This window comes from Nostoc sp. LEGE 12454 (assembly GCF_056620565.1).
Genome location: NZ_JBWQXL010000031.1, coordinates 18,883 through 42,767, shown reverse-complemented (window position 1 = coordinate 42,767; position 23,885 = coordinate 18,883). Strand labels below are relative to the sequence as shown.

Sequence of the window (23,885 nt, the reverse complement as noted above, 5' to 3'; positions counted from 1 at the left end):
TGGTAACGACATTTGCGAGTCGTACCCATCCAAGCCAAAGGAATCTTAACAGCGTAGGCTGCCTTGTTATCATTAACCACTGGCACAAATGCCCTACAGAATAAATACCTTCAGGCGCCATTTCCTCGCCTTCTTGGGTTCAAACCTAGATAACTAAATAGAGGTGAAATTGGAACCAACACTAGAGCAGTTAAAATCGCTCTACCAAAGATCGGTAAGAGTTACCGCACTACTATTACCTATTAACTTAGTTCGCCTGGACTCTCGCACCAATCGAATAGTCATGCTAATTGGAGACACAATACAAATAGAGATACTTCCAAACGGAGAGGTACTAATCGAATGACTACACCAAATTATGAATCATTGACAGAACAAGAATTACGCGATTACGTGCGACGAAATCCTCAAGATGAAGATGCATTCCAGCACTACTTGAACATTATTCGCTCTCGCCCCAGTGTGCTTTGTACCACCGATGAAGAGTTTGAAGCAGAATTGCAAAAGCGAATTAATTCTTCACCTCAACAAACTTAAGTGTTCTCATTAATCTACCTCTCTTTCTCCCCCACTCCCCACTCCCTTATTCCCCTACTGCCCCAACACTCGTATGATCGAGATATCAGGAAAACATAACAGCCAGATTTTTACCGCAAAACATGGGCAGTATTTGGGAAATCGATTTTTACTCTCGTCCGATTTTGGACGCTAATCAAAAAAAAGTTTGGGAAGTCTTAGTCTGCGAAAGCCCGTTGGATATCGGCACAAAAGTAGACTCTTTGTTTCGTTATGCTCAATATTGTCCCAGTACCCAGGTAAATTCGGGCTGGTTGCGGACAGCATTGCAGGAAGCTATTGACCAAGCTGGAAAAGCACCAATTAAAATCCGCTTTTTCCGCCGCCAAATGAACAATATGATTACTAAAGCTTGCCAAGATTTGGGCATTCCCGCCCAGCCTAGCCGTCGCACTTTGGTTCTCAACCAATGGTTAGAAAAGCGGATGCAAGAAGTCTATCCTCAAGAGGAAGGGTATCAAGGAGGGACTAATCCCTCAGTCCGCTTAGAGAAACCTTTGCCGCAACGTTTACCAGATGCCTTGGAAGGACAGCAGTGGGTATTTGTTACTTTAGATGCTGCGGATTTTGCTGATATGCCAGAGTGGGAAATTGGCTTTGGTGAAGCTTTCCCTTTAGAGTTGGCGAAAGTTTCACCTGAAGCTCGTATTCCTGGTATTTTGATTTTCTCATCGAGAGCGCTACCCTTGGCTGGGTGGATGTCTGGTTTGGAGTTGGCTTTTTTAAAATTTGATACCAGCGAAGAGGCAAGATTACTTTTAGAAACTGGTGTAACTGAAAGCTGGATTGTGGCAAATATCAAAAAACCTCAAATCTTAGCAGAAGCCAAAGGTTTTGAAGCAGCCAAGCAAAAAGCTAATGGAGTACATTTTATCGGCGTACAGTCCGATCCCAAAGCAGAATCTTTTGCTGGTTTTTGGCTGTTGCAAGAGGTTAATTTGTGAAAATGGGCAGGGGGCAGGGGAGCAGGGGAGCAGGGGAGCAGGGGAGCAGGGGAGCAGGGGGGTAGGGGAGCAGAGGAGAAGTTGCAGTAAGTTTTTCCCTCTGCCCCTCTGTATCTTGTGCCCAATGACAAATGACAAATGACCAATGACAAATGACAAATGACTAGATCCGTTGAGACATGACAATGATTTGGGATAATTAACTGCGTCCATCAGTGTCGATCTGCGGTTTTAAATCGTAACTGTAAAGAAACATTGATGATTTTTGGATAGTTATCTGCGTTCATCACTGGAAAGTGCGTAGGCGTAGCCCGTCGTAGACATCGCACTTCTGTTGAGACAGCGTTGATATGCGGTTCAAAATCCACAATTCACTAAGGGTCATGGGTTCTGAAAATTTGTCACAAGATACACTAGCCGAACAGTTGCTGGAACTAGCTATAAAATCTGGAGCAGAAGCTGCTGAAGTGTATCAGTCGCGATCGCTTTCTCGTCCCGTGTTTTTTGAAGCAAACCGACTCAAACAGCTAGAAACTAATCAATCTGAAGGCACAGCACTACGGCTTTGGCGAAACGGGCGTCCGGGACTGACGGTAGCTTACGGTTCTGTCTTAGCCGAAGTAATGGTGGAAAAAGCTCTGGCTCTGAGTCAACTAAATCAACCGGAAACTGTAGAATTAGGCTCTAACTTTCAGCCTGACTACCCCAATTTAGGAGAAAGTTTCCCGATAGAGGTTTTGGTGGACTGGGGCAAAGAAGCGATCGCACTTATCCGTGATGCCTATCCGGATGTTGTATGCAATGGTGACTGGGAATGTGATATTGAAACCACCAGACTAGTCAACACTAAAGGTTTAGATTGTCATTATACAGACACTACCCTCAGCTGCTACATATCAGCAGAATGGGTGCGTGGTGATGATTTTTTAAGTGTTGCCGATGGTCAAACCAAGCGGGGAGAACTCGATCCACAGAGATTAGCTAACCAAATTTTACAACGGTTAATTTGGTCGAGTGAAAATATTTCACCTCCTACTGGTCGTGTGCCGATTTTGTTTACTTCTAAAGCCGCCGATATGCTTTGGGGTACTGTACAAGCCGCTTTGAATGGCAAGCGAGTTTTAGAAGCAGCTTCACCTTGGGCAGAACGTTTGGGTAAGGAAGTAGTTGCACCTAGTCTCACCATCTACCAAGATCCAGAAGCTGGCCCTTACAGTTGCCCTTTTGATGATGAAGGCACTCCGACTCAATCTCTAGTATTTATCCAAAACGGGACTTTACAGCATTTCTATAGCGATCGCACTAGCGGCTCCCAACTGGGTACTAACACCACTGGAAATGGTTTTCGCCCTGGTTTAGGTAGCTATCCTACCCCTGGTTTATTTAATTTTCTCATCCAGCCAGGTTCGGCATCGCTACCAGATTTGATTCAACAACTAGATAATGGCTTGATTGTCGATCAAATGTTGGGTGGTGGCGGCAGTATTTCTGGAGATTTTTCGATCAACATTGATTTAGGCTACCGCGTCCAAAATGGTCAAGTAATTGGGCGCGTTAAGGATACGATGGTTGCAGGTAATGTTTACACAGCCCTGAAGCAATTGGTTACACTAGGCAACGATGTTGATTGGAATGGTTCTTGTTATACTCCGTCTCTGATCGTAGAAGGGCTATCTACTACGGGAAGAAGCAATTAAGTAATTCGTAATTCGTAATTCGTAATTCGTAATTGGGGACAGTGCCTGTGTAGTAGCGAATTGTATTTTGCCAATGACTTTTAAAACATCCTCTGAAGATTCCACCGAACAGCTTTTTAGTCAAGATTTGTAATAAAAAATCGTTCGATGGTTCCTGAGCGTAGTCGTACCACTTCGTGGAAGCAAGCTACGCGTAGCGTCCCGCAGGGAAGGACTGAGCGAACGCGAGTGCGTCTCGTAGAGAAGTCGAAGTCCAAAATCTAAAATCCAAAACTGGTATGAATCAGCGTTTTCGCACCTGGTGGCAGCCTAGAAGGGGTTTAGCGATCGCCGAAGCCTGTATTATCGGTCTGGTTGCTGCCCTATCTGCGGTATTCCTGAAAGTCGGATCGGGATGGTTGGGGACATGGCGAGTGCATACTACCCAGCTTTTGCCGGCATGGCTGGTACTACCTGCAATTGGTCTTATCCTGGGATTTCTGGCTGGATGGTTGGTGGATAGATTAGCACCAGAGGCTTCTGGTAGCGGTATTCCCCAAGTCAAAGCATCTCTGGCCAATGTGCCTGTGACATTATCTTGGCGGGTAGCAGGTGTGAAGTTACTCAGTGCCATCATCGCCATCGGTTCCGGCATGACTCTGGGACGGCAAGGCCCTACTGTCCAAGTGGGGGCAGGTTTGGCAGCAGGGATGAGTCGTTGGGTTCCCACTTCCCCAGATCATCGACGGCAGATGATTGCAGCTGGTGCGGGTGCGGGTTTGGCTGCTGCTTTCAATGCCCCGATCGCAGGTGTATTATTTATCGTTGAAGAATTACTCCAAGATTTATCAGGATTGACTCTCGGAACTGCCATTATCGCCTCCTTTATTGGTGGCGTGATATCCCGACTTTTAGGTGGTGGCTCTTTTGACCTTAACTTGCAATTAGTAAAATCTTCCAGCCAATTCTCCATCCCAGAAATTCCCTTTTTCATACTGTTGGGTATTTTGGCAGGCTTGTTTGGTGCATTATTTAATCGCGGCATTATATTTAGTATTAAATTTTACAGAAGATTACACATCAGCTTACCCTTGCAGGTAGCTTTAGCTGGATTTATCTCTGGTGTTGTCGTGGCACTGCTTCCCCCATCCTTCCGTGATAATACGGGATTAAGAGAGTCATTAATTACTGGAGATTCCCATCCTAGCGTCGCAGCGATCGCCTTTGCGGCCCAGTTCATCCTCACACTGATTGCATTTGGTTCGGGAGCGCCGGGGGGATTATTCGCTCCCAGTCTGATTTTAGGTTCTTGCTTAGGACACATCATCGGTGTATCTGAGTTATATATCACCGGAGTTGGTTCTCCTACGACTTACGCCCTAGCGGGTATGGGTGGATTTTTTAGCGCTGTTTCCAAAGTGCCAATCACAGCAATTGTGATTGTCTTTGAGATGACTACAGATTTCAACCTGGTGCTACCTTTGATGATTGTTTCTGTCACAGCTTACCTGGTTGCGGATAAGGTAATGCCTGGTTCGCTTTATGAGAAGCTTTTGGAGTTAAAAGGTATTACTCTCACCAAAGAAGTTGCGATGGAAGGAGCATTAACCAAGTTAACTGCAAAAGATGTGATGCAAGAACGGGTAGAAACTCTAGATGCAGAGATGAGCTTGGAAGAAGCAATGCAAGCTTTTGCTCGTTCCCATCATCGCGGTTTCCCTGTGGTAGAAGATAGCAAGTTAGTGGGGATTGTAACGCAATCAGATTTGTTAAAAATCCGCGAGAGTACAAACCACACATTTCGCGATCGCAATCTAGCCGATATTTTCTTAAAAGAAATTATGACATCTGTCCCGATGACAGTATCACCAATTCACACCCTAAGTAATGTACTGTATTTACTCGATCGCTATCAAATCAGTCGCTTACCGGTGGTAGATAGACGAAAACTGATTGGGATTATTACCCGTGCAGATATTATTCGGGCGGAAGCAGATCATCTCAATTGTGAGAATGCGACACCGAAACTGCGACCAGAACCTTCATACATAGTTTACCAGACGCGATCGCCCAGCATTGGTAGAGGTAGATTATTAGTACCCGTAGCAAATCCCGAAACAGCAGGTATTTTATTACAAATGGCAGCAGCTATTGCCCGCGATCGCCATTATGAAATAGATTGCGTGCAAGTGATGCTGATACCCCGCCACAGTTCCCCATCAGAAACACAGGTAAGAACGGCAAAAAGCCGCCGCTTGCTACGACAGGCAGAAGTCTTAGCAAAAAAGTGGAAAATTCCTTTACACACGCAGATTCGAGTTACCCACGATGTGGCACAGGCAATTTTGGAGACAATCAACGAACAACACATCGACCTAATCTTAATGGGATGGAAAGGTAACACATCTACCCCTGGTCGGATTTTTGGCAGCGTTGTTGACACCATAATTCGCCAAGCCACCTGCGAAGTCGTATTAGTAAAATTAGGCACTATTCAATCCCCAATTTCCAGTCCCCAGTTTAACCGTTGGCTAGTTCCAGTGGCTGGTGGCCCCAATTCCCCACTGGCAATTAAATTGCTACCGGCTTTAATTACATTAGGAAACGATCCAAAAATTCGCCTGACACAGGTGTTTAAGCCATCTGAACTCAAGCCAGATATGTCAATTTCAGAACAAGCCATCCGTCATTTGATGCGTCGCCGCAAATTGTCCAGTACTGTAGTTGCTCTCCCCGTGCAAGCTAATTCAGTCGCCGAAGGTGTGATTAACCTAGTGAAAACCGAAGGTTATGACGTTGTAGTTTTGGGAGCATCCCGCGAGGGATTGTTACAGCAAGCGATTCAAGGTAATATTCCCGAAGCGATCGCCTCTGGTGTCGAGAGTACAGTGATTTTGGTTAGAGGTGCGATTCAAAAATAAAAAACATAGATTTTAGTGAGTTTTTTAATGATAAAATACACCAATAATCAGAGTAACAATAATTGGTATTAAGATTGGAATAGCAACTATAAGTCCCCACTTACCAAACTTAATTTCCTCACCCTCAGATTTGAGAAACGCAATCCAACCGACAACTCCCATCAAAACCCAAAGAAATCCAAAGGCAAGAAATATAACAAATACTGAGTCGTCCATTTTTTTCCAAATTTTGTTAAATTGTAACTAATTACTACTAACTAACTTTGCTAAACTTGCACGAAACTGCCTAAAATCAAAAGCTTCAATAGTTTTTTGTTGTAAGTATTCTTGCTGGTAAATTACTGGATTAGAGCAATTACCTTGCAGGATTTGAATTAGATTATCGGCAATTTCTTCAACATTATCAGGATCGACCAAACATCCCAACTTCCCGTCAGCTAAGGGATCTATAGAACCATCTTGATTACCCGCTAATACAGGTTTACCACAAGCTAAAGCTTCTAGAAAAACAATCCCAAATCCTTCTCCTTTACTAGGCAGAGCAAAAACATCGCAGAGATTGTAATGATCGCACAATTCTTTATCTGGAACAAATCCGGCAATTGTCACACAATCTTGTAGATTTAAGTTGGTAACTAAAGTTTTAATTCGAGGTATATCATCTCCTTTACCTGCAAGAATAAAGTGAACATTAGGGAGAGGCGATCGCACTTTAACTAAAGCGTGCAAGATTTGGTCATAACCCTTGTATTTTGCCATGCTTCCCAGCCGCGTTACTGTTAAAATTACAGGCTGTTCGGCTGTTAAATTATATCGCTTGAGTAAGTAGGTAGGTTTAGAACTTATTATAAACTTACTAGCATCAAATGTATTAGGTAAAATAACTATTTTTTCGGAATCAATATTTGTATTTTGAAGCAAGCGTTGGCGAGTATAATTACTAACGCTAATGATTTTATCTGCTTTTTCTAAAGCGAATTTTGTTGCCTTGTTGTCAATATCCCAAACTTCTAACCCATGAGCAACAACCCAGTAAGGAATTCCAGTGAAAAATTTTAGAATATAACAAACAATCGCATAGTTAACATGAGTGGAAATTACTATAATGGGATTTTGAAAAATAGCTAAAATAATTATTTTCGTGGTAAAAAAATTGTTTGCAATAATTTTGGTAAATCTCCAAAATAATGAAATCTTGTTGAACTTAAAAACTGCAATTTATCTGGCTGTTTTAAATTATACTTGTCATACTTGAGGAACACGTCATAATTAGCTTCAGGATATATATCTTGTAAAGCTTTCAGCAAAAATTTTGAGTAAACTTGAATACCTCCCTTGAAATCAAATATATTCGGAAATATTAAGTAAAAATGAGGTTTAGCAATCATAGGTTTTTTATCATTTTAAATAATTTCAGGTTTTAATTGCATAACAACATCTTTTCGATAATTGATAGCTGCTGCTATAAAATAAAACTCAATAGTTGTAAAAGTATAGTCTTCAGTAAAAAAATCTATACTTTGAGACACTAAAAACAGAATAATTGGAACAGTAATTAAAGGATTAGCATATTTCACTTTAAATGCTATTTTTGCTAAAAAGTTAGTAAATAGTAATAATCCAGGAATTCCTTGTTCTGCTGACACATTTAAAAATATATTGTGTGCGTGATAACCTTTTTTTCCCCAAACTTTCACTCCTATCTGGTCTGGAAAAACCCCTATACCTATACCAGTAAGTGGTCTTTTAATAGTTTCATTAATAGCTGCTTGCCAGATTTGAAACCTTGACAAACCTGTTACTACAAGAGTATGAGGCTTTTTTCCGTTTGGATTTACTGAATTTGAATTTTCTAAAAATACATTAATTAATGGGAATATTTTACTATCTGCCAAACCAAGTCTCTGTGTAGAAACTGGTACAGTTACAATGCATAAAAACAACAAGCTTATTAGATAAATCATTTTTCCTAAACTAATAATTTTATATATCAGCAAAAGAAACATACCAATTAGAAAAATTAACCAACCATTTCCGCTAGCAGACAAAGCTAAGGAAATTGTAAAAATTAATTCGCTTAAATGTAATTCAATTTTAGAAATTTTATTATGTTTTTCTAAAATCAGACTTAAACATAATCCAATGGCGACTATGACCCCAAACTGATTAGGGTTTTGCATAATTGAACCAATCTCAGGATAAAAGCTAGGGAACTTTAATAATTTAAATATCCAGTTGTTGGGAAGGAAAACTTCTAAAAAACCCAAAACTGCAATTATCTGTAGTAAGTAGAATATGCAACGATAATAAAATGTTAAAGATGGTGTTGCTATCTTCTTAAAAGTTAATATTAAAAAAGCAAAAAACAATATATAATAACTTGAATATTTAAGACTATAAGTAATAGCAATATTTGGAAACTCGCTCATTAATGAGGACAGCCACATCCATATATACATTAAACTTATAGATATCAAAATTATTTTATGCTTCTTAACAACTTCTGGTATCTCTTTTAAAGAGAAACCAATGATTCCCAAGCTAAATACAGGAAGTAATAAATAATGAATACCAATATTTATTCCTGGAAATTTAACTCGCCCTAAAAGTGAAGAAAATAGTACGAGCAGGAAAAATATATTATTAATCATAAACTTTTATTTAGAGATATTTTTTTTGACAATAAAAAACCTATATAAACCTACGAAAGTAGGTTTATGGATAGATTTTGATATTTTTTTCAAGCTATAATCCTGAGCACGTCAAGAATATTATCATATTACAGTCTTCGCTAATATCATCTTTTAAAGCTAGGATTAATCTAAGATTTTTGCACAGCTAAATATTCTGAGGTAGAACCCGAAAAAGTCGCAATCTATCCCGATAAATGTACACTATCAGATATTTTTAATTAATCATCTGCCAAATTTTGAGAATGTTCTCACCACTTCCACCGCCAGCAATGGTTTGTCCATCTGGGCTAATGGCAACAGCATAAATATATCCAGAACCTGTCTCCAAAGTGCGGATTTCCTTTCCTGTGACTGGGTTCCAAAGTTTGATTGTCTTGTCACTACTACCACTTACAAGGGTAATACCATTTGAACTTACGCTTGGCAAAAAGGCGACAGAATTAACCTTATCATTATGTCCCTTCAAAGTGTGGATTAACTTTCCTGTTTTCAGATTCCACAATTTAATTGTCTTGTCTTTACTGCCACTGGCAAGGATGACGCCATCGGGAGCAAAAGCAACTGAGAGAATCGACTCTGGATTTCCCTCTAAGGTGCGGATTAACTTTCCTGTTCCCAGATTCCACAATTTAATTGTTTTATCCCAGCTACCGCTGGCAAGGGTTTTACCATCAGGACTGAAAACTACAGATGCAATACCACTGGTATGTCCCTCTAAGGTGCGGATTAACTTTCCTGTCTCCAGATTCCACAGTTTGATTTTCATATCCTTACTAGCATTGCCACTCGCAAGGGTTTTGCCATCAGGACTGAAACCTACAGAAGTAACTCCATCGCTATTTCCCTGCAAGGTGCGAATTAACTTTCCTGTTTCCAGATTCCACAGTTTGATTGTCTTGTCCGCACTGCCACTAGCGAGGATTTTGCTATCAGGACTGAAAGCTATAGTCCAAATCCAATTGGAATGCCCTTCTAAAGTGCGGATTTCCTGTCCACCTGTCAGATTCCATAGCTTGATTGTCTTATCATCACTGGCGCTGCCAAGGGTTGTACCATCAGGACTGAAAGCTACGGAATTCACGTCACTAGAATGCCCCTTGAAGGGTTTGGGTGAATAAGAATTTTCTGAGACGTTTTTTTGGGGCTGAATAGGCTGAGAAATAGGCTGAGAAATAGGTTGAGGAGCCTCGCTGACTGTCTGAGGACGAGACTGAAAATACCAAACTCCCCCTAATCCCAACACTAAAATGCTAGAACCTAACAGCAGTTGACTTTTCAGATTGTTATTTGATTTTGGTGAAACTGGCACCTTGTTTGCTGGGGAAGCTGCAAATGTTGGAGTCAGTATAGTTGGGGGCACTGATGACAATGATGGTATTTGGGGTGTCAAGTCATTGATGACTTCATCAGCCGATTGATAACGCTTTTGGATATCTAGTTGCAACAGCTTATCCAAAACTTCACCCAACTCTACAGATATAGAAATCTCGTCCCTACCTGAATTGGTTAAATATTGCCGCCAAGATCCAACCCAACCATAACCCTGGTATATCCACAGTTGAGATGGGCGAACCCCAGTCAGAAGATGAAAACAAGTAGCTCCCAAACTGAATAAATCACTGGCTGGGTAAGCTTTTCCATCTTGCATCTGTTCAAGTGCAGTGTAACCGTGTGAGCCAATAACAGTGCCCATTCTAGTCTGCACTGTTGCTGTCAGCAGCTTGGAAGCTCCAAAATCAATGAGGATTAATCGCCCGTCACTTTGACGGCGAATAATATTCTGTGGCTTGATATCTCGGTGAATCACTCCCCGCAGATGGATAAACTTCAGTACTGGCAGTAAATCTAGCAAAAGTTGGCGAATCTCCGTTTCGTTATAGTTTGCCCGCGTTTCCGATTCTTTGAGCAAGTTTTGCCCATCGATAAACTGCTGCACCAAAAAGAGATAGCTATTTTGCTCAAAATAAGCCAATAAAGTTGGAATTTGCGGATGTTCTGCCAGTTCTTGCAGCCGACTCGCTTCTTGTTTAAATAGTTCAACGGCCTTGGTTAGCGGCCCAGTTCCCTGAAGTTTTGGCGCGAATTGCTTAACAACACAGCATTCGCTCAGTTTGTGTACATCTTTGGCTAGATAGGTTCTACCAAATCCGCCCTCGTCTGATAAAACCTGAGTGGGACGATAGCGACCTCCTAGCAGGGGTATCAATTCCGCTCTACAACTGTGGCAATAGTTGTTTTTATCAGGATTTAAGGGTTTTTGGCAATCGGGATTCACACAACAGAGCATACTGGGAATCCATTTCAGTTGGGGTATATATTCATCTTAAGTCATGCAGTATAATCTCTCTTGTTAGTAAATATCACTGAGACACTATACAAATCTCCAATTTCCTTACCTCATCAGGTTTTGAACAATTTAGATAAATTGCAAAAAATTGTGTTTGAACGATGCCTTTTGATGAATTGATGGGCGTCAGTTCTGCTTGTATATTACATCTGTATGAGCAATTTAGTCAGGTTTACAAAAATATCTGGGCAAAATTCCGAAAAGCAGCAATTTAAGTTTGTAGCTCAGTATATACCTACGAAATTGGGATTTCCTCTAGTAGTCTAAATTGAAAATACAATTTTTCCGATTGGATTGTGACAAACATTTGGGTATGTAGGATATACGAATTCATTTGATTACAGGCGATGCCTTTAGCAAGCCGCTAAGGTATATACGCTAAATTTCCTTTTCAATTTAAATAACTGCTGCGGTTAAAACAGCAACTAGTATTAATTTTGTCTTTCAAGAATAGACAAAATGATCGGTAAACTTAGGAGCGTAATTATGCTATTAGACAACAAAAACTATCGTCGCAAATTAAGTCATGTTTTAATTGGTTGCGTGAGTAGTAGTTTGTTAATCACAAGTAATGTGCTGCCTATAAGTGCTTTGGTGAAATCTCACAGTTATCAAGATTTCATAATTGCTAAATCCCCAGACGAGAGACAACCAGAAGCAGTAAAAAAAGGAATTGAGCAAATTCCTGCTTCTCAGGCATCAATATCTCCAAGACGGAAGATATCTATTGAGTCACCAATACAAAAGGCTCCTCGTGTATCTTCTCATAGAGAAAATTCTCAGCGAACTTCCAGGGTTTCAGATAATAGCTCTACTCCTAGAGCATCTAGACGTAGGACTTCTAATTCAAATTCTAATCGTTCTAATGGTGGTAGCTCTGCATCTAGATCGTCTAGAGCTAGAATTGCTAACTCAAACGCCAATCGTTCTAATGGTGGCTCTGGGAGAGTTCGCAAGCCAAGTTATAATGTCGCTACAAATAGGAACCAAAATTTCGATAATTCAGCGATTTCTTCACCTGCAACACCAACTTACAAAGAGATTAACTTTGTAGATGTTGCATTAGGTATTCTGAGTAAAGGTGACTTTCAATCTGAAGGTAGATATTTTCATTTCTATGAGTTTGAGGGCAGAGAAAATCAATTAGTTCAAATTAGACTGATTGGCAGTAATGATACACGCAGATCCAATAACTTGAGTTTAAAACCCTTGTTGTTTCTGCACGATCCTGATAACAATATCATCGTCAAAAAAGGCGCTTTGGATAAAAGCAGTGGTGGCGATGATGCATTCATTTTTGCGCGACTGCCTAAGAATGGCATTTATAAGATTGCTGTTACTAGTCAATATCCTGGAGATACAGGCCGCTATAGTTTGGCTCTTAGGAATGATAGAGCTAGCTATACTTTAGATGAATCAGATCAACTAACTGCCAAAAGCTCAACCTTGAAACAAAATGGAGGCGCTTACAATGTTTCTAATTTTCAAGGTAGAAAAAATCAGCTGATAAGTATTCGTGTTGATAGTGTTGATGAAGAGTTTTCTCCTTATGTAGCTTTGCTAAATTCTAAAGGACAGACGATCGCAATCGATAAAGACAAAGATAAAAGTGGTGTCTATAGTGCTTTAATTGACCGAGCTAGGTTGCCTGAAGATGATACATACTATATAGTTATTACTTCCAAAAATCCACAGGAACGCGGTAAATATAGATTGACTATTTTCTGAAGTAATTACCAATTCTGGTATCGAGACTATTGCTATGAGTAGGATATAGCCCGGAATGTTTTTTTATTTACCGTAATAGTCTCGATACCATTTCACAAAGTAGCGATCGCTATTTTTTCCAGTCACAGGGGATTTTGCCCAAAGGTGAGATACTATTATTTTTTATATTTTGGATAAAAAATGAATATACCTTACTATCTTTGTCAAACTAGGCAATTTTTTGCTTGACTGCTAAAGCTTTTAAGATATTTGCAGTTTTTTCAACTCCCCCAGAATTAAAGTTAATTTTATTAGGCTGCTCTTTGAGATAATTAATAATATTAATAGCCAGGTAATCAGGTTGCAAATAATTATGATTGATAAATTTGACAATTCCTAAATCGCTTAATTTTTTGGCTCTAATTGTTTGTTCTCGATCCTGATTACCTGTAAAGGGGAGAATCATCGCTCGTACACCTGTAGTTAAAATATTCATTGTGGTATTATAGCCAGACATATTTATTGAAAGGTCTGCTTTTTTCATGTAATTTAACAAGTAAGGAGTATAGCGTCGAATATAGATGTTTTTACTAAATTTTGCCATTTCTTGCAGTTGTTTAAATTTTGAATTTGGGATGAATGGCCCAGTAAAAACCTGAATCTGATGTGGCAATAATTTATCTAAAAAAGGGGCTGTATTAACTACACATTCAAGCAACTCATGACCAAATCTACCACCTCCTACACTGGCTAAAATCAGGGGTTTGTCTGATTTAATGATTTCCCGATCTTCATCAGTTAAAATAGGATTTTTTGGTGGGTCTTGTACGACATATCCGGTGTAATATACTTGGCACTTGAGGTCATTGACTCTAGAAAAGCTTGCTTCTAGTGGGACTAATTCTGGGTCGCTGTGAACCAACAGTATATCAAAATATTTCTTGATTAAGTTACATACTTTTTCTTCGTTTTTTACTTGTTTTTCCGGTTTAACAACTACAATATCTCGCAAGCTAGAAACTATTTTAGTTGAGCCTTTATTTGATTTTGCTAATTCTAATAATGGAATTAATTCAAAAGAAAAACGTCTTCTCCCAAAAGGAAATAACTCAACAATCAAAATATCAGGCTGGAATTGCTTAAAGATTTCCAGAAGTCGATTTTTTCTAATTTCTTGGACTTCGCTAAGGCTAAAGGCATCATCTACTACTTGTAGTTCAGCAAATTCTGGGTCAGTTTTAATTGCAGGCAGATTGATAACTTCCACACCAGCAGGAATTTCAAATCCTTGAATTATTTCACCACCATTAATAAAGCAAACTTGGAAGTCTTTGGTTAAACCTCGCACAATTTCGCGGCTGCGAACCAAATGCCCCATACCTAAAATATGTTGGCAGTAAAACATAATACGTTTCATAAAAATTTTACCTCTGTCAGTTTTGATGGTTGGAATAAGGCAAACGAAAGATAAAATAAATATTTTTCTTACTTTTTACTTAAACAATTTTGGCAATCATCGCTAATTCCGGTAATTGTACAGTTGGGTTATAGCAAAATGGAATCACGCTCTTTTTTTGCTAGTAAGGTAGAGATGTCTTGGCTTATTTTGGGCAAACCATTGAGATTAATTTTCGGTTGGGAAATCTGCGGAGTTTGGAGTTTTTGTAACAGCGATCGCAGTAATATATCTGGAGTCAGATCTTTGGATGAATTGCTCCATTGCGACTACGGAATCTGCGGCGGCGATGTAACTCATTAAATCATCGGTAAATTCGTCTATCTGCACTTGGGGATATACAGCAGCTTTCAGTTTCAGTGCAGGTTGGTGTTCTAGAGGCATTCTGAGCCACATATAATTAAACTTCGTAATTTATGGGACGCAGGTAACAATACCAAACTCGATAAATATGTGTCAATTAACCTGTAACCATATTCCCCACCACCCGGCGTAACTAAAATGAGTTGTTCTTCTGGATTTAATCGCAACTCACTACGGATGAGATTTGGACTTTTACGCCCTAGTTGTTTGCGGATGTAGCGACAAAACTGCACCTTACGGGCAACCATTGGCGGTAAGAGCGGACTTTTACAAACCCCCAAAGTTTTTGAGAGATTAATCATCAATTAAATCTCCAGTTATATAACTATTGTCACGGTTATCTAACTGGAGATTCGCTATATTTAACAGTTAACGGCTAAAAGGAGTTAAAGAGATGGAAATTAAGCCAACTGACCCATCGCTAGCACTCATAGAAATTCCCCCAGGCTATCTCAATATTATGGGTTACGTCGATCAGTCAGAAGTTAATGGCCCTGGTTGTCGTGCAGTTGTCTGGGTACAAGGTTGTCTGCGTGAGTGTCCTGGCTGCTTTAATACTAACTCCTGGTCTTTTGAGGCTAACCAATTAATTGCTGTTGATGCTCTTGCCGAAAATATTCTCAGCAATCCCCGCAACACGGGTGTAACATTCTCTGGTGGAGAACCCTTTTGGCAAGCAGCTGCACTGGCATCTTTAGCCCGGAAGGTAAAAGCTGCTGGTTTAAATGTAATGTCTTTTTCTGGGTTCACTCTTAAGCAGCTACAGTCCCAATCTGCGCCGCCAGGTTCCCAAGCATTGTTAGAACAACTCGATATTTTGATTGACGGGCCTTTTGTACAATCTCTGGCAATTAATTCTCCCAATTCTCCAGTTTCTTCCAGCAATCAACGGGTTCGGGTGTTGAACCCGGCTTTCCAAGACAAAATTACTTGGGCTAGCGACCAGATAGAAATCCACATCCTCAAGGATGGTGGACGCATTGTCACTGGCTATCAAGGTGGACTAGAACTAACGTAGGGGCAGGGGAGCGGGGGAGCAGAGCAGGGGAGCAGGGGAGCAGGGGAGCAGGGGAAGAAGAGGGAGTTAAAACTTAAAAATTGAGCTTTTGAAGGTCAACATTGAGCTTCTGAGGGTCAACATTGAGCTTCTGAGGGTCAACATTGAGCTTCTGAGGGTCAACATTGAGCTTCTGAGGGTCAACATTGAGCTTCTGAGGGTCAACATTGAGCTTCTGAGGGTCAACGTTCACCTTCTGAGGGTCAACATTGAGCTTCTGAGGGTCAACTTCCACCTTCTGAAGGTCAACTTCCACCTTCTGAAGGTCAACTTCCACCTTCTGAGGGTCAAATTTTTAGATTTCTCTTCCTCATTGAGAAGCTATCTTTAAAATGCAGCTTTGTTTGGGACAGATTATATTTAAAAAAAATACATATCATAAATTTGACTAGACCATTTCAGAAAATTTTTACTGAACACCGCGTATTTTGGGCTGTTTTACTTTTTGGTATAGCACTGGTGGTAACGCTAGCGCTGTCGCTTTCTCAAGGAGCAGTACCTTTAAATATGTCGGAATTTTGGCAAGCCATTCTCCACAAAGGCGATCCAGTTAAACAGACAATTCTCTGGGATTTACGTCTCCCGCGCATTACTGCTGCGATTATTGTTGGCGCAGCTTTGGGAATGTCAGGAGCGTTGCTGCAAGGAATGTTACGTAATAGTCTCGCCGATCCATTTATTTTGGGCATTTCAGCGGGTGCGGGACTACTTGTAATTCTGATGATTGTGTGCCACATATTCCCGATCGCAATTCCTTTAGCAGCATGGATAGGAGCAATTTTAACTGCCGCGATCGTTATTTTACTCGGTCGTTCGGGGTCGGGAATTTCTGTTGAGCGGTTGATTTTAGGCGGAGTGGCGGTGAGTTCTTTATTTGGTGCTGTACAAAGTACATTGCTGCTTTTAGCTGAAGATGGGCAAATTCAAGTTGCGCTCAGTTTTCTGGTAGGTAGTCTTAATGGACGGGGTTGGCAAGAAATTGCTACAACTGGCCCTTATATCATCCTTGCATTGATTGGGGGATGCTTGCTAGCGCGATCGCTAAACATACTGGCTTTAGGAGATGATTTAGCTGTGAGTTTAGGGCTTTCATTGACGCGATCGCGTCTGTTAATTGGTGGTGTCGCCACTCTATTAGCCGCAGGTGCAGTCAGCATCAGCGGCTTGGTTGGATTTGTCGGTCTTGTTGTCCCTCACGGTGTCCGCCTGATTGTTGGTACAGATAATCGCTTTGTTTTACCACTTTCTGCCCTTGCAGGTGCATGGTTACTCACTTTTGCAGATTTACTCTCTAGACTAGGAGCAGTTGAACTACCAGTAGGTTCCGTCACTGCCTTGCTGGGTTCACCCGTGTTTATCTGGTTACTTTATCGTCGTTCTGCTGGGTTTAATAAATTTTAAGCGATCGAACTGCTATCCATCCCCACCCTATATACGGATCGGGTTTTTTGCGCATTCTGATAAACTGAGACTCAAGTCTTATTCAACTATTTAAGCCAAAATTCTCCACAGGGAAACACACCTATATAACCCTACTTCCTTCTTATCCCTCCTGCTCCCCTGCTCCCCTGCTCCCCTGCCCCCCTGCCCCCCTGCCCCCTCAAGGAGGTTAATCGATGTTATGTGTTGAGGAATTAATCAACTTAGACCCATTTCAACAACTTCCCAAAGAACGATTGCAGTGGGTTTGCGATCGCGCTCAAACAGTTGAACTTTCCCCCGGAGAAGTGTTATCCCATGAGGGAGACCCTGTATGTCGCTTATTTATCTTAGTCAAAGGTAAAATCAACATCACCCGCCGCAGTGAAGGAGTGGACATTCCCATCGGGCAACACGAAGCCCCATCCTTTTTTGGTGAAATTCCAGTACTCACAGATGAACCTGCACCTGTGACAATGCGGGCATTTTCAAATTGCCACATCTATGAGATGAAAGGAGAAGACTTCCGCAAACTGCTGCATGAATGTCGTGATTTTGAGCGGATGGTCTTCCGAATTATGCAACGTCGTGTCCGGGGGCTAGAGTCTTTCATTCGTGGGCGAGAAAAGATGGCAGCTTTAGGGACACTTGCCGCCGGTCTAGCTCATGAACTCAACAACCCAGCCGCAGCCTTGGTTCGGACTTTAAAAGAAATGCCAGCCGCCATCTTAGAGTTACAACGAATGAACTTAGTTTATGGGCAACGTAATGTTGAGGAAGCCCATACTCAACACTGGTTGAGAGTACGCGATCTAGGCTATGATGCGATTTTGAATAATCGCCTAGATCCGGTGACACTAAGCGATCGCGAAGAGATATTGCTGGAATGGTTAGAAGACTATGGTGTAAACCAAGCCTGGAAATTGGCAGAACCTTTAGCAGAAGGCGGTGTTGAGGTTGAAACCCTAAAGCAACTCATGGAACGTTGGCGCAACGACGACACAGAATTGCGAGAAATGGGATTGCACTGGCTAGCGCTTTCCTTTGAAGTTATGTCGATGATTAAACATGGTTTGCGAGGATCTGAGAGGATTTCCGAACTTGTGCAATCGATGAAGTCTTATTCTTACCTCGATCAAGGCACTCAGCAAGAAGTAGATATACATCAAGGCTTGGAAGATACCTTGCGATTGTTTGCTCATAAACTCAAGTGCGGTGTCCAAGTGCAACGCAATTACGATCGAAGTCTTCCAAAAATCCTTGCCTATGGCAGCGAACTGAATCAGGTGTGGACAAACTTAATTGACAACGCCATTGATGCAATGGATGGTAAAGGACTGCTAGAAATTACAACACACCATTGCGATCGCTTTGCCCATATTGACATCATCGATTCTGGCAGTGGAATTCCACCTGAAATTAAAACCCGTATTTTTGAACCTTTCTTCACCACCAAATCAGTGGGGCATGGTTCAGGACTTGGTTTAGAAACCGTTCGCCGGATTGTAGAAAATCGCCATCACGGTACGCTTTCATTTGAGTCGCAGTCAGGCAGAACTTGTTTCACTATTTGCCTACCTTTATCAAATAAATGAATCAATAAGCGATGGGATTAGAGATGAAAAAATGGGAACCAATGGTTCCCAAAATCTAGCAGCAATGTGAATATTTATATTAGACTTCTAGTTTCTTATACCCAACATTTTCAGGCTTTTGTTGGATTTTCCTCCATTCAAGCAACCGACAAATTTTCTTAACCGAGTAGTATTGGGATTACTCCTAGTCAATTAATATTTGATAGTTTTGGTGTTTTGGGTCGTTGTTCGGAGTTAGTGAATTCAGTTTTTGGTGGTATTCCTATTGTTGTAGGGGGTTGTGGTTTATTATCGCTTGTGGGTTGTGGTTTATTATCGCTCATGTTAATTTATCTCCTTAATAGCTTTAATTATTTGGCTGTTTGATGATTATTACTTCAAACGATGTCATCGCAATTCCGTAAACCTGTTGAAAATTTTGCTCCATTCTACGTTGAATACTATATCTACGATCATTGGAGATGTACCAATGGTAATACTGCATTATTACGCCATTAGTCATGCGATCGCCTTTGTAGAATCTTTGATTTTACAGATTTCTGTCAGAAATCTCCGATGCTAGGATATGTTACTTTTGTTACACATCCTGACTTCACCCGAATTTATTTAGGTTTCAATCACGACTTCATAAAGGGCAATTATGAATTACTGGGACGGGATAATTGCTGATTTGCCTTGACAAGGTTAGTGAACTCCTGCAAAGTTCGACGATACTTTTCTTCAGCTATCGAGAATAAATCGTTATGATTTGCCTCTTCAACCCATAAATAAAGTTTTGGGGATGTTGCAGCATTAAACAACTTTTCTCCATGAGTAAAAGGAATTATGCTATCTGCTTTCCCATGAATCACCAATATCGGACATTTGACTTTTTTGATCTTGTTCAGATTGGGAAACTTATCAAAAGGTAAAATCCGAAAAGGTACTATTACTTGAAAAGCGGAAATAAATGAGCTTTCAATAATTAAACCAGCTACTGGTTTTTGCATTGCTAAATTGACCGCAGAACCACCGCCAACCGAACGCCCCAAAACTATAATTTTTTCAGGTGGAATTTTTAAATTTTGGGTCAAATAATTGTAAGCGCTATTCATATCTTCGTATGCATGACTTTCTGTCGGCTTTCCTTGACTCGTACCATAACCGCGATAATCAAAGGCAAAGACACTAAAACCCCATGCGTGTAATTTTTCTAGGATCGGTTTGATATCTCCTAAATCTTCAGAATTACCATGAGAATAAAGAATAGTATATTTAGCTTGATTGTTGAATAAATATATTGCTGAGATATTAGTATCTTTTCCACTCCTTAACTTCAGAATTTGTGGGTCGTCCTGATAGCTAGAAGGTTGAGACAAAAAAATCATGCTATCTGCCCGAAAATATACAAATACAGCAAAAAATATATAGATAAAGATTAAAGATTTAAGCAGCCGTTGCCAAGTCAAATCACCAATTAGCAGTTTTATAACTTGCTGTTTATCCATTAGTTTTTATTTATCGGGTAAAACTTTATTTCCAGGTTTCCCGATTTCTGATGTTTCCTAACTACAACTAATACAACTTCATCAAACTTCACGCCAACTTTGTCACAAATGAGTATCTGGAGTTAAGCGATTATACCAACAAACACTGCTATATTCCCTAAGAGGTTGTTTGAAAAGTGTTTCGCTGTGACTTTTTAGGCACTTTTAGATCCCCCCTAACCCCCCTTAAAAAGGGGGGAACCGGAATCAAAGTCCCCCTTTTTAAGGGGGATTTAGGGGGATCTAAAATTTTTGATACCGACAAGAGGACTTTTCAAACATCCTCTAATGCTAGATGGGAATGGTTAGTGTTGTATAAATTACAGTTACCAAAACTGAAACGCTCATCAAATCCCAAGCTGTTCAGGACTATTCTGGGTAAATAGTCAAATGTGACAGAAAAAATTTAGTGTGAGGATTTAGCCATGTCTTACCCGATTCCATCCAAAATGTGGCAGCAAGTCAGTATTGTAATATTGTTTTTATTGATACCCTCAATAGGAATTGCCGTTTTACGCCAGTCTGCTACGGTTGCGATTCCAGCCAATCAGACTCCTGCCAGTTCTACTCCACAAACTTCCATTCTACCCAATCACCCTGACTACCAAGCACTCCAGACATTGGTAAAACAGTATAGTTGTGTCGTTCCCGTCCAAAATTTTGGCACTCTTCCTGTAACCCGAACTGAGTTTGCCACAGTATTGAATGCCTGTGTGAATCGTAGCAATGAGCTAATAGCGACCGATCCCAAGATAGTTACCCCAGCAGATATGAAAATTCTGCAACGCTTGCAGTCAGAATTTGCACCGGAGTTAGCAACCCTAAAAAGTCCGATAGAGGAATTGGAAGCTCGCACTCCGAATCAGCCTACCAGAGAACGGACTCAAACTGAGTCTAACCAAAAGACTCAACCCTTACCCACAGCTCTACCTCTTAGTATTCCGTCTGGCTCATCTGTGCAGAATCGAGTTGTTAACCGTGCGAATATGCCTAAACTCCAAACTCGTGGCAGTATTGGAAGGGTTGCCCCGGAACCACAAATAAGTAGCGGATTCAATACAGAAAACTACAACCGGATTGAAGATAATCCCTTTCATCGCGTTGGTAACGATCCCCTTTCCACCTTTTCCATTGATGTAGATACAGCATCTTACAGCAACGTGCGACGGTTTATTACTCAAGGAGAATTACCACCCAAGGATGCAGTGCGAATTGAGGAATTAATCAATTATTTTACCTATAATTATCCCCAACCAAAAGGCGAACGCCCTTTTTCCGTCACCACTGAAGTTGCTGCTGCTCCCTGGAATCCTCAACACAAGTTGGTACAGGTAGGTTTGCAAGGTAAACGCCTAGAAAGCAAAACCTTACCACCCAGCAACTTAGTATTTCTGATTGATGTTTCCGGTTCTATGGATGACCCGGATAAATTACCCTTAGTGCAACAGTCGCTCAAATTGTTGGTGAATCAACTGCGTCCTGAAGACCGGGTAAGTTTAGTAGTCTATGCGGGGAATGCTGGATTGGTGTTACCGGCTACTGCTGGTAGTCAAAAATCAATAATTCTGGCGGCGATTGACCGCTTAAAGGCTGGAGGCTCCACTGCTGGCGGTCAGGGCATAGAACTAGCTTACAAGATAGCCAAACAAAGCTTCCTTAAGTCTGGTAATAACAGAGTCATTTTAGCTACCGATGGAGATTTTAACGTCGGGGTTTCCAGTGATGGCGACTTGACGCGATTAATTGAACAAAAGCGAGAGCAGGGAATTTTCCTGACGGTGTTGGGATTTGGCACCGGCAATTATAAGGATGGAAAAATGGAGCAACTGGCTGATAAGGGTAACGGCAACTACGCTTACATTGATACCCTATTGGAAGCCAAAAAGGTTTTAGTTAACGATCTCAGGGGAACTCTATTTACTATTGCCAAGGATGTGAAAATTCAGGTGGAATTTAATCCGACGAAAGTTCAGGCATATCGCTTGATTGGTTACGAAAACCGTCTGCTGCAAAACCAGGATTTCAATGATGACAAGAAAGATGCAGGCGATATTGGGGCTGGTCATTCTGTGACAGCGCTTTATGAAATAATTCCCACTGGTACAAAAAGCGATGTGAAACTCCCAGAGATAGACCCTTTGCGGTATCAGCGTTCTGGTGAAACTGTCTCGGATGCTGCTGGTAATGAGTTGATGCAGGTGAAACTGCGCTATAAGTCGCCCCAGGACAGCACCAGTCAACTAATTACCCAAACCATCCAAGATGATGATTTGAGAACTGACCAGATACCCTCCACAAACCTGAGATTTGCTGCTGCGGTAGCTACCTTTGGGATGGTGCTGCGTGACTCTGAGTATAAGGGAGATGCTAGTTATGATTTGGTGATGAAATTGGCAACCCAAGGGAAGGGGGAAGACCAGGAGGGCTATCGGGGTGAGTTTATTCGTCTAGTGGAGCAATCTAGAGGGTTGATTACAAGAAAATGATTTTAGACTATAAATGAGACGGCAAGTAGGGAGTGGTGTAGTTGAATTACTTGAAAACCGCTGTAATCTCTTGGAGAGATTCACAATCTACAAAAGAGCGATCGCTCTCCACTGTATTAGATATCTGCAATAAATATAGCAATTTAATTTCAGAAGAGGGCATTGCATATCTGCGAGATGTTTTGCGATCGCTGCTAGTCAGAAAAATTATTCCCTACTCTGCAAGACCAGAAGGAAGAAATGCTTTTATTTGTTTCTATGTTCTCCCCTTTCTTCCCACTGGTATACACATCGGTGTACCGGAAACCGGGTCTGGGATAATCCGACATTCCAATCCAAACACCTCCCTTACCATCTTCTCAGTAATCACCAAATTAGGTTCGCCAACAGCAAAAATTTGACCTTCTTTCACCGCTACTAAATAATCAGCATAACGACAGGCGTGATTCAAATCATGTAACACCATGACAATCGTTCGTTGCTGATTTTGGTTCAAATCATACAATAAATCTAAAACTTCTATTTGGTGCGCCAAATCTAAAAAAGTAGTTGGTTCATCTAACAATAAAATATCTGTATCTTGAGCTAATGCCATTGCAATCCAAGCACGTTGTCGCTGTCCACCGGAAAGAGTATCTAACTGGCGTTCTGCTAAATATTTAATCCCAGTAATTTCTAACGCTAGTTCTACTACTTCTTTATCTTCTTTTGTCCGCTGCTGTAACCAATTTTGATAAGGAAACCTTCCACAAGCTACCAAATTTCGAACGGTTAATCCTTCTGGTGCGACGGGGCCTTGGGTAAGAATTCCTAATTTTTTAGCAACATCTTTTGTTGATAGCTTAAATACATCTGTTGTATCTAAATAAATTGTGCCAACGCGAGGTTTTAGTAATCTTGCTAAACCCCGTAATAAAGTGGATTTTCCAGAACCATTTGCACCAACTAAAGCAGTTATTTTTCCTGGTGGTATATCTAAATCTAAATCTTTAATAATAGTTATATTGTCATAACCCAAAGTCAAATTCTTCGCTGACAATTGGTAATGTAAATTATCGCTCAATAATGACATTGACATAATTAAACTTAAGAGAATCTTTGATACTTTTGTAAGTATGT

22 protein-coding genes and 1 pseudogene are annotated in these 23,885 nt (G+C 40.8%); 10 read left to right on the top strand and 13 right to left on the bottom strand.

What is annotated here, in order from left to right:
* Positions 1-163: 163 nt before the first annotated feature.
* The 5 genes from AC1F2U_RS24945 to AC1F2U_RS24925 all read left to right on the top strand — a co-directional run bounded on the left by AC1F2U_RS24945 (position 164) and on the right by AC1F2U_RS24925 (position 6,117).
* Complete coding sequence (locus AC1F2U_RS24945; RefSeq protein WP_442942837.1) at positions 164-346, top strand: DUF6888 family protein; 183 nt, start codon at positions 164-166, stop codon at positions 344-346.
* Positions 343-537, top strand: a complete 195-nt coding sequence (locus AC1F2U_RS24940; RefSeq protein ID WP_334899995.1) for a DUF6887 family protein — start codon at positions 343-345, stop codon at positions 535-537. The genes AC1F2U_RS24945 and AC1F2U_RS24940 overlap by 4 nt, the downstream gene beginning before the upstream one ends.
* A gap of 122 nt (positions 538-659) precedes the next feature.
* Positions 660-1,520, top strand: coding sequence for a Tab2 family RNA-binding protein (locus tag AC1F2U_RS24935; RefSeq protein ID WP_480263525.1), 861 nt, complete (start codon positions 660-662; stop codon positions 1,518-1,520).
* A 383-nt stretch (positions 1,521-1,903) separates the two neighbouring features.
* Complete coding sequence (locus AC1F2U_RS24930; protein ID WP_480263524.1) at positions 1,904-3,217, top strand: TldD/PmbA family protein; 1,314 nt, start codon at positions 1,904-1,906, stop codon at positions 3,215-3,217.
* 278 nt (positions 3,218-3,495) lie between these two features.
* Positions 3,496-6,117: a chloride channel protein gene (locus tag AC1F2U_RS24925; protein WP_480263523.1), complete on the top strand. Its 2,622-nt coding sequence runs from the start codon at positions 3,496-3,498 to the stop codon at positions 6,115-6,117.
* A gap of 24 nt (positions 6,118-6,141) precedes the next feature.
* Here the strand turns inward: AC1F2U_RS24925 and AC1F2U_RS24920 are convergent, their stop codons facing one another.
* The 6 genes and pseudogenes from AC1F2U_RS24920 to AC1F2U_RS24895 all read right to left on the bottom strand — a co-directional run bounded on the left by AC1F2U_RS24920 (position 6,142) and on the right by AC1F2U_RS24895 (position 11,097).
* Positions 6,142-6,333 carry a hypothetical protein gene (locus AC1F2U_RS24920; protein WP_322730244.1) on the bottom strand — a complete coding sequence of 64 codons (192 nt, stop codon included), beginning with the start codon at positions 6,331-6,333 and terminating at the stop codon, positions 6,142-6,144.
* A 27-nt stretch (positions 6,334-6,360) separates the two neighbouring features.
* On the bottom strand, positions 6,361-6,876 hold the full coding sequence (locus AC1F2U_RS24915; RefSeq protein WP_480263522.1) for a glycosyltransferase: 516 nt from the start codon (positions 6,874-6,876) through the stop codon (positions 6,361-6,363).
* A gap of 156 nt (positions 6,877-7,032) precedes the next feature.
* Positions 7,033-7,224, bottom strand: a pseudogene (locus AC1F2U_RS24910) (glycosyltransferase); the annotation flags it as partial.
* A gap of 26 nt (positions 7,225-7,250) precedes the next feature.
* The gene (locus tag AC1F2U_RS24905) at positions 7,251-7,505 is read right to left on the bottom strand and encodes a hypothetical protein (RefSeq protein WP_480263521.1); all 255 of its coding nucleotides are present in this window, start codon (positions 7,503-7,505) and stop codon (positions 7,251-7,253) included.
* 15 nt (positions 7,506-7,520) lie between these two features.
* Complete coding sequence (locus AC1F2U_RS24900; protein WP_480263520.1) at positions 7,521-8,768, bottom strand: O-antigen ligase family protein; 1,248 nt, start codon at positions 8,766-8,768, stop codon at positions 7,521-7,523.
* A 256-nt stretch (positions 8,769-9,024) separates the two neighbouring features.
* Positions 9,025-11,097, bottom strand: a complete 2,073-nt coding sequence (locus tag AC1F2U_RS24895) for a protein kinase domain-containing protein (RefSeq protein ID WP_480263519.1) — start codon at positions 11,095-11,097, stop codon at positions 9,025-9,027.
* A gap of 546 nt (positions 11,098-11,643) precedes the next feature.
* On the opposite strand from AC1F2U_RS24895, the gene AC1F2U_RS24890 reads away from it, so the two are divergent.
* A complete protein-coding gene (locus AC1F2U_RS24890; RefSeq protein WP_480263518.1) occupies positions 11,644-12,885 on the top strand; it encodes a peptidase in 1,242 nt (413 codons plus the stop codon).
* A 208-nt stretch (positions 12,886-13,093) separates the two neighbouring features.
* Here AC1F2U_RS24890 and AC1F2U_RS24885 read toward each other — a convergent pair whose 3' ends face one another.
* The 3 genes from AC1F2U_RS24885 to AC1F2U_RS24875 all read right to left on the bottom strand — a co-directional run bounded on the left by AC1F2U_RS24885 (position 13,094) and on the right by AC1F2U_RS24875 (position 14,985).
* The gene (locus AC1F2U_RS24885; RefSeq protein ID WP_480263517.1) at positions 13,094-14,281 is read right to left on the bottom strand and encodes a glycosyltransferase family protein; all 1,188 of its coding nucleotides are present in this window, start codon (positions 14,279-14,281) and stop codon (positions 13,094-13,096) included.
* Between the two features lie 207 nt (positions 14,282-14,488).
* Entirely contained in the window at positions 14,489-14,716 is a 228-nt protein-coding gene (locus tag AC1F2U_RS24880) for a hypothetical protein (protein WP_480263516.1), read from the bottom strand.
* Positions 14,695-14,985 carry a hypothetical protein gene (locus AC1F2U_RS24875; protein WP_480263515.1) on the bottom strand — a complete coding sequence of 97 codons (291 nt, stop codon included), beginning with the start codon at positions 14,983-14,985 and terminating at the stop codon, positions 14,695-14,697. Before AC1F2U_RS24875 ends, AC1F2U_RS24880 begins: the two co-directional genes overlap by 22 nt.
* A 92-nt stretch (positions 14,986-15,077) precedes the next feature.
* On the opposite strand from AC1F2U_RS24875, the gene AC1F2U_RS24870 reads away from it, so the two are divergent.
* A complete protein-coding gene (locus AC1F2U_RS24870; protein WP_480263514.1) occupies positions 15,078-15,701 on the top strand; it encodes a 4Fe-4S single cluster domain-containing protein in 624 nt (207 codons plus the stop codon).
* A gap of 73 nt (positions 15,702-15,774) precedes the next feature.
* Here the strand turns inward: AC1F2U_RS24870 and AC1F2U_RS24865 are convergent, their stop codons facing one another.
* The gene (locus tag AC1F2U_RS24865; protein ID WP_480263513.1) at positions 15,775-16,017 is read right to left on the bottom strand and encodes a hypothetical protein; all 243 of its coding nucleotides are present in this window, start codon (positions 16,015-16,017) and stop codon (positions 15,775-15,777) included.
* Positions 16,018-16,124: 107 nt separating this feature from the next.
* On the opposite strand from AC1F2U_RS24865, the gene AC1F2U_RS24860 reads away from it, so the two are divergent.
* Positions 16,125-17,141 (top strand): FecCD family ABC transporter permease, encoded by a 1,017-nt coding sequence (locus AC1F2U_RS24860; protein ID WP_480263512.1) that lies wholly within the window; start codon positions 16,125-16,127, stop codon positions 17,139-17,141.
* 215 nt (positions 17,142-17,356) lie between these two features.
* Positions 17,357-18,754: an ATP-binding protein gene (locus AC1F2U_RS24855; RefSeq protein ID WP_480263511.1), complete on the top strand. Its 1,398-nt coding sequence runs from the start codon at positions 17,357-17,359 to the stop codon at positions 18,752-18,754.
* A gap of 188 nt (positions 18,755-18,942) precedes the next feature.
* Here AC1F2U_RS24855 and AC1F2U_RS24850 read toward each other — a convergent pair whose 3' ends face one another.
* Both AC1F2U_RS24850 and AC1F2U_RS24845 read right to left on the bottom strand, forming a co-directional pair.
* Positions 18,943-19,077, bottom strand: a complete 135-nt coding sequence (locus tag AC1F2U_RS24850) for a hypothetical protein (protein ID WP_480263510.1) — start codon at positions 19,075-19,077, stop codon at positions 18,943-18,945.
* A 315-nt stretch (positions 19,078-19,392) separates the two neighbouring features.
* Complete coding sequence (locus AC1F2U_RS24845; RefSeq protein WP_480263509.1) at positions 19,393-20,241, bottom strand: alpha/beta hydrolase; 849 nt, start codon at positions 20,239-20,241, stop codon at positions 19,393-19,395.
* 464 nt (positions 20,242-20,705) lie between these two features.
* Between AC1F2U_RS24845 and AC1F2U_RS24840 the strand changes: the two genes are divergently transcribed.
* On the top strand, positions 20,706-22,766 hold the full coding sequence (locus tag AC1F2U_RS24840) for a vWA domain-containing protein (protein ID WP_480263508.1): 2,061 nt from the start codon (positions 20,706-20,708) through the stop codon (positions 22,764-22,766).
* A gap of 256 nt (positions 22,767-23,022) precedes the next feature.
* Here the strand turns inward: AC1F2U_RS24840 and AC1F2U_RS24835 are convergent, their stop codons facing one another.
* On the bottom strand, positions 23,023-23,844 hold the full coding sequence (locus tag AC1F2U_RS24835) for an ABC transporter ATP-binding protein (protein ID WP_480263507.1): 822 nt from the start codon (positions 23,842-23,844) through the stop codon (positions 23,023-23,025).
* Between the last annotated feature and the right edge of the window lie 41 nt (positions 23,845-23,885).

What these genes read in the sequence shown, in the direction of transcription:
- AC1F2U_RS24940 (WP_334899995.1), top strand. Translation starts at nt 343, where the DNA reads ATGACTACACCAAATTATGAATCATTGACAGAACAAGAATTACGCGAT.
- AC1F2U_RS24935 (WP_480263525.1), top strand. Translation starts at nt 660, where the DNA reads ATGGGCAGTATTTGGGAAATCGATTTTTACTCTCGTCCGATTTTGGAC.
- AC1F2U_RS24930 (WP_480263524.1), top strand. Translation starts at nt 1,904, where the DNA reads ATGGGTTCTGAAAATTTGTCACAAGATACACTAGCCGAACAGTTGCTG.
- AC1F2U_RS24925 (WP_480263523.1), top strand. Translation starts at nt 3,496, where the DNA reads ATGAATCAGCGTTTTCGCACCTGGTGGCAGCCTAGAAGGGGTTTAGCG.
- AC1F2U_RS24920 (WP_322730244.1), bottom strand. Translation starts at nt 6,333, where the DNA reads ATGGACGACTCAGTATTTGTTATATTTCTTGCCTTTGGATTTCTTTGG.
- AC1F2U_RS24915 (WP_480263522.1), bottom strand. Translation starts at nt 6,876, where the DNA reads ATGGCAAAATACAAGGGTTATGACCAAATCTTGCACGCTTTAGTTAAA.
- AC1F2U_RS24905 (WP_480263521.1), bottom strand. Translation starts at nt 7,505, where the DNA reads ATGATTGCTAAACCTCATTTTTACTTAATATTTCCGAATATATTTGAT.
- AC1F2U_RS24900 (WP_480263520.1), bottom strand. Translation starts at nt 8,768, where the DNA reads ATGATTAATAATATATTTTTCCTGCTCGTACTATTTTCTTCACTTTTA.
- AC1F2U_RS24895 (WP_480263519.1), bottom strand. Translation starts at nt 11,097, where the DNA reads ATGCTCTGTTGTGTGAATCCCGATTGCCAAAAACCCTTAAATCCTGAT.
- AC1F2U_RS24890 (WP_480263518.1), top strand. Translation starts at nt 11,644, where the DNA reads ATGCTATTAGACAACAAAAACTATCGTCGCAAATTAAGTCATGTTTTA.
- AC1F2U_RS24885 (WP_480263517.1), bottom strand. Translation starts at nt 14,281, where the DNA reads ATGAAACGTATTATGTTTTACTGCCAACATATTTTAGGTATGGGGCAT.
- AC1F2U_RS24880 (WP_480263516.1), bottom strand. Translation starts at nt 14,716, where the DNA reads ATGTGGCTCAGAATGCCTCTAGAACACCAACCTGCACTGAAACTGAAA.
- AC1F2U_RS24875 (WP_480263515.1), bottom strand. Translation starts at nt 14,985, where the DNA reads ATGATTAATCTCTCAAAAACTTTGGGGGTTTGTAAAAGTCCGCTCTTA.
- AC1F2U_RS24870 (WP_480263514.1), top strand. Translation starts at nt 15,078, where the DNA reads ATGGAAATTAAGCCAACTGACCCATCGCTAGCACTCATAGAAATTCCC.
- AC1F2U_RS24855 (WP_480263511.1), top strand. Translation starts at nt 17,357, where the DNA reads ATGTTATGTGTTGAGGAATTAATCAACTTAGACCCATTTCAACAACTT.
- AC1F2U_RS24850 (WP_480263510.1), bottom strand. Translation starts at nt 19,077, where the DNA reads ATGAGCGATAATAAACCACAACCCACAAGCGATAATAAACCACAACCC.
- AC1F2U_RS24845 (WP_480263509.1), bottom strand. Translation starts at nt 20,241, where the DNA reads ATGGATAAACAGCAAGTTATAAAACTGCTAATTGGTGATTTGACTTGG.
- AC1F2U_RS24840 (WP_480263508.1), top strand. Translation starts at nt 20,706, where the DNA reads ATGTCTTACCCGATTCCATCCAAAATGTGGCAGCAAGTCAGTATTGTA.
- AC1F2U_RS24835 (WP_480263507.1), bottom strand. Translation starts at nt 23,844, where the DNA reads ATGTCAATGTCATTATTGAGCGATAATTTACATTACCAATTGTCAGCG.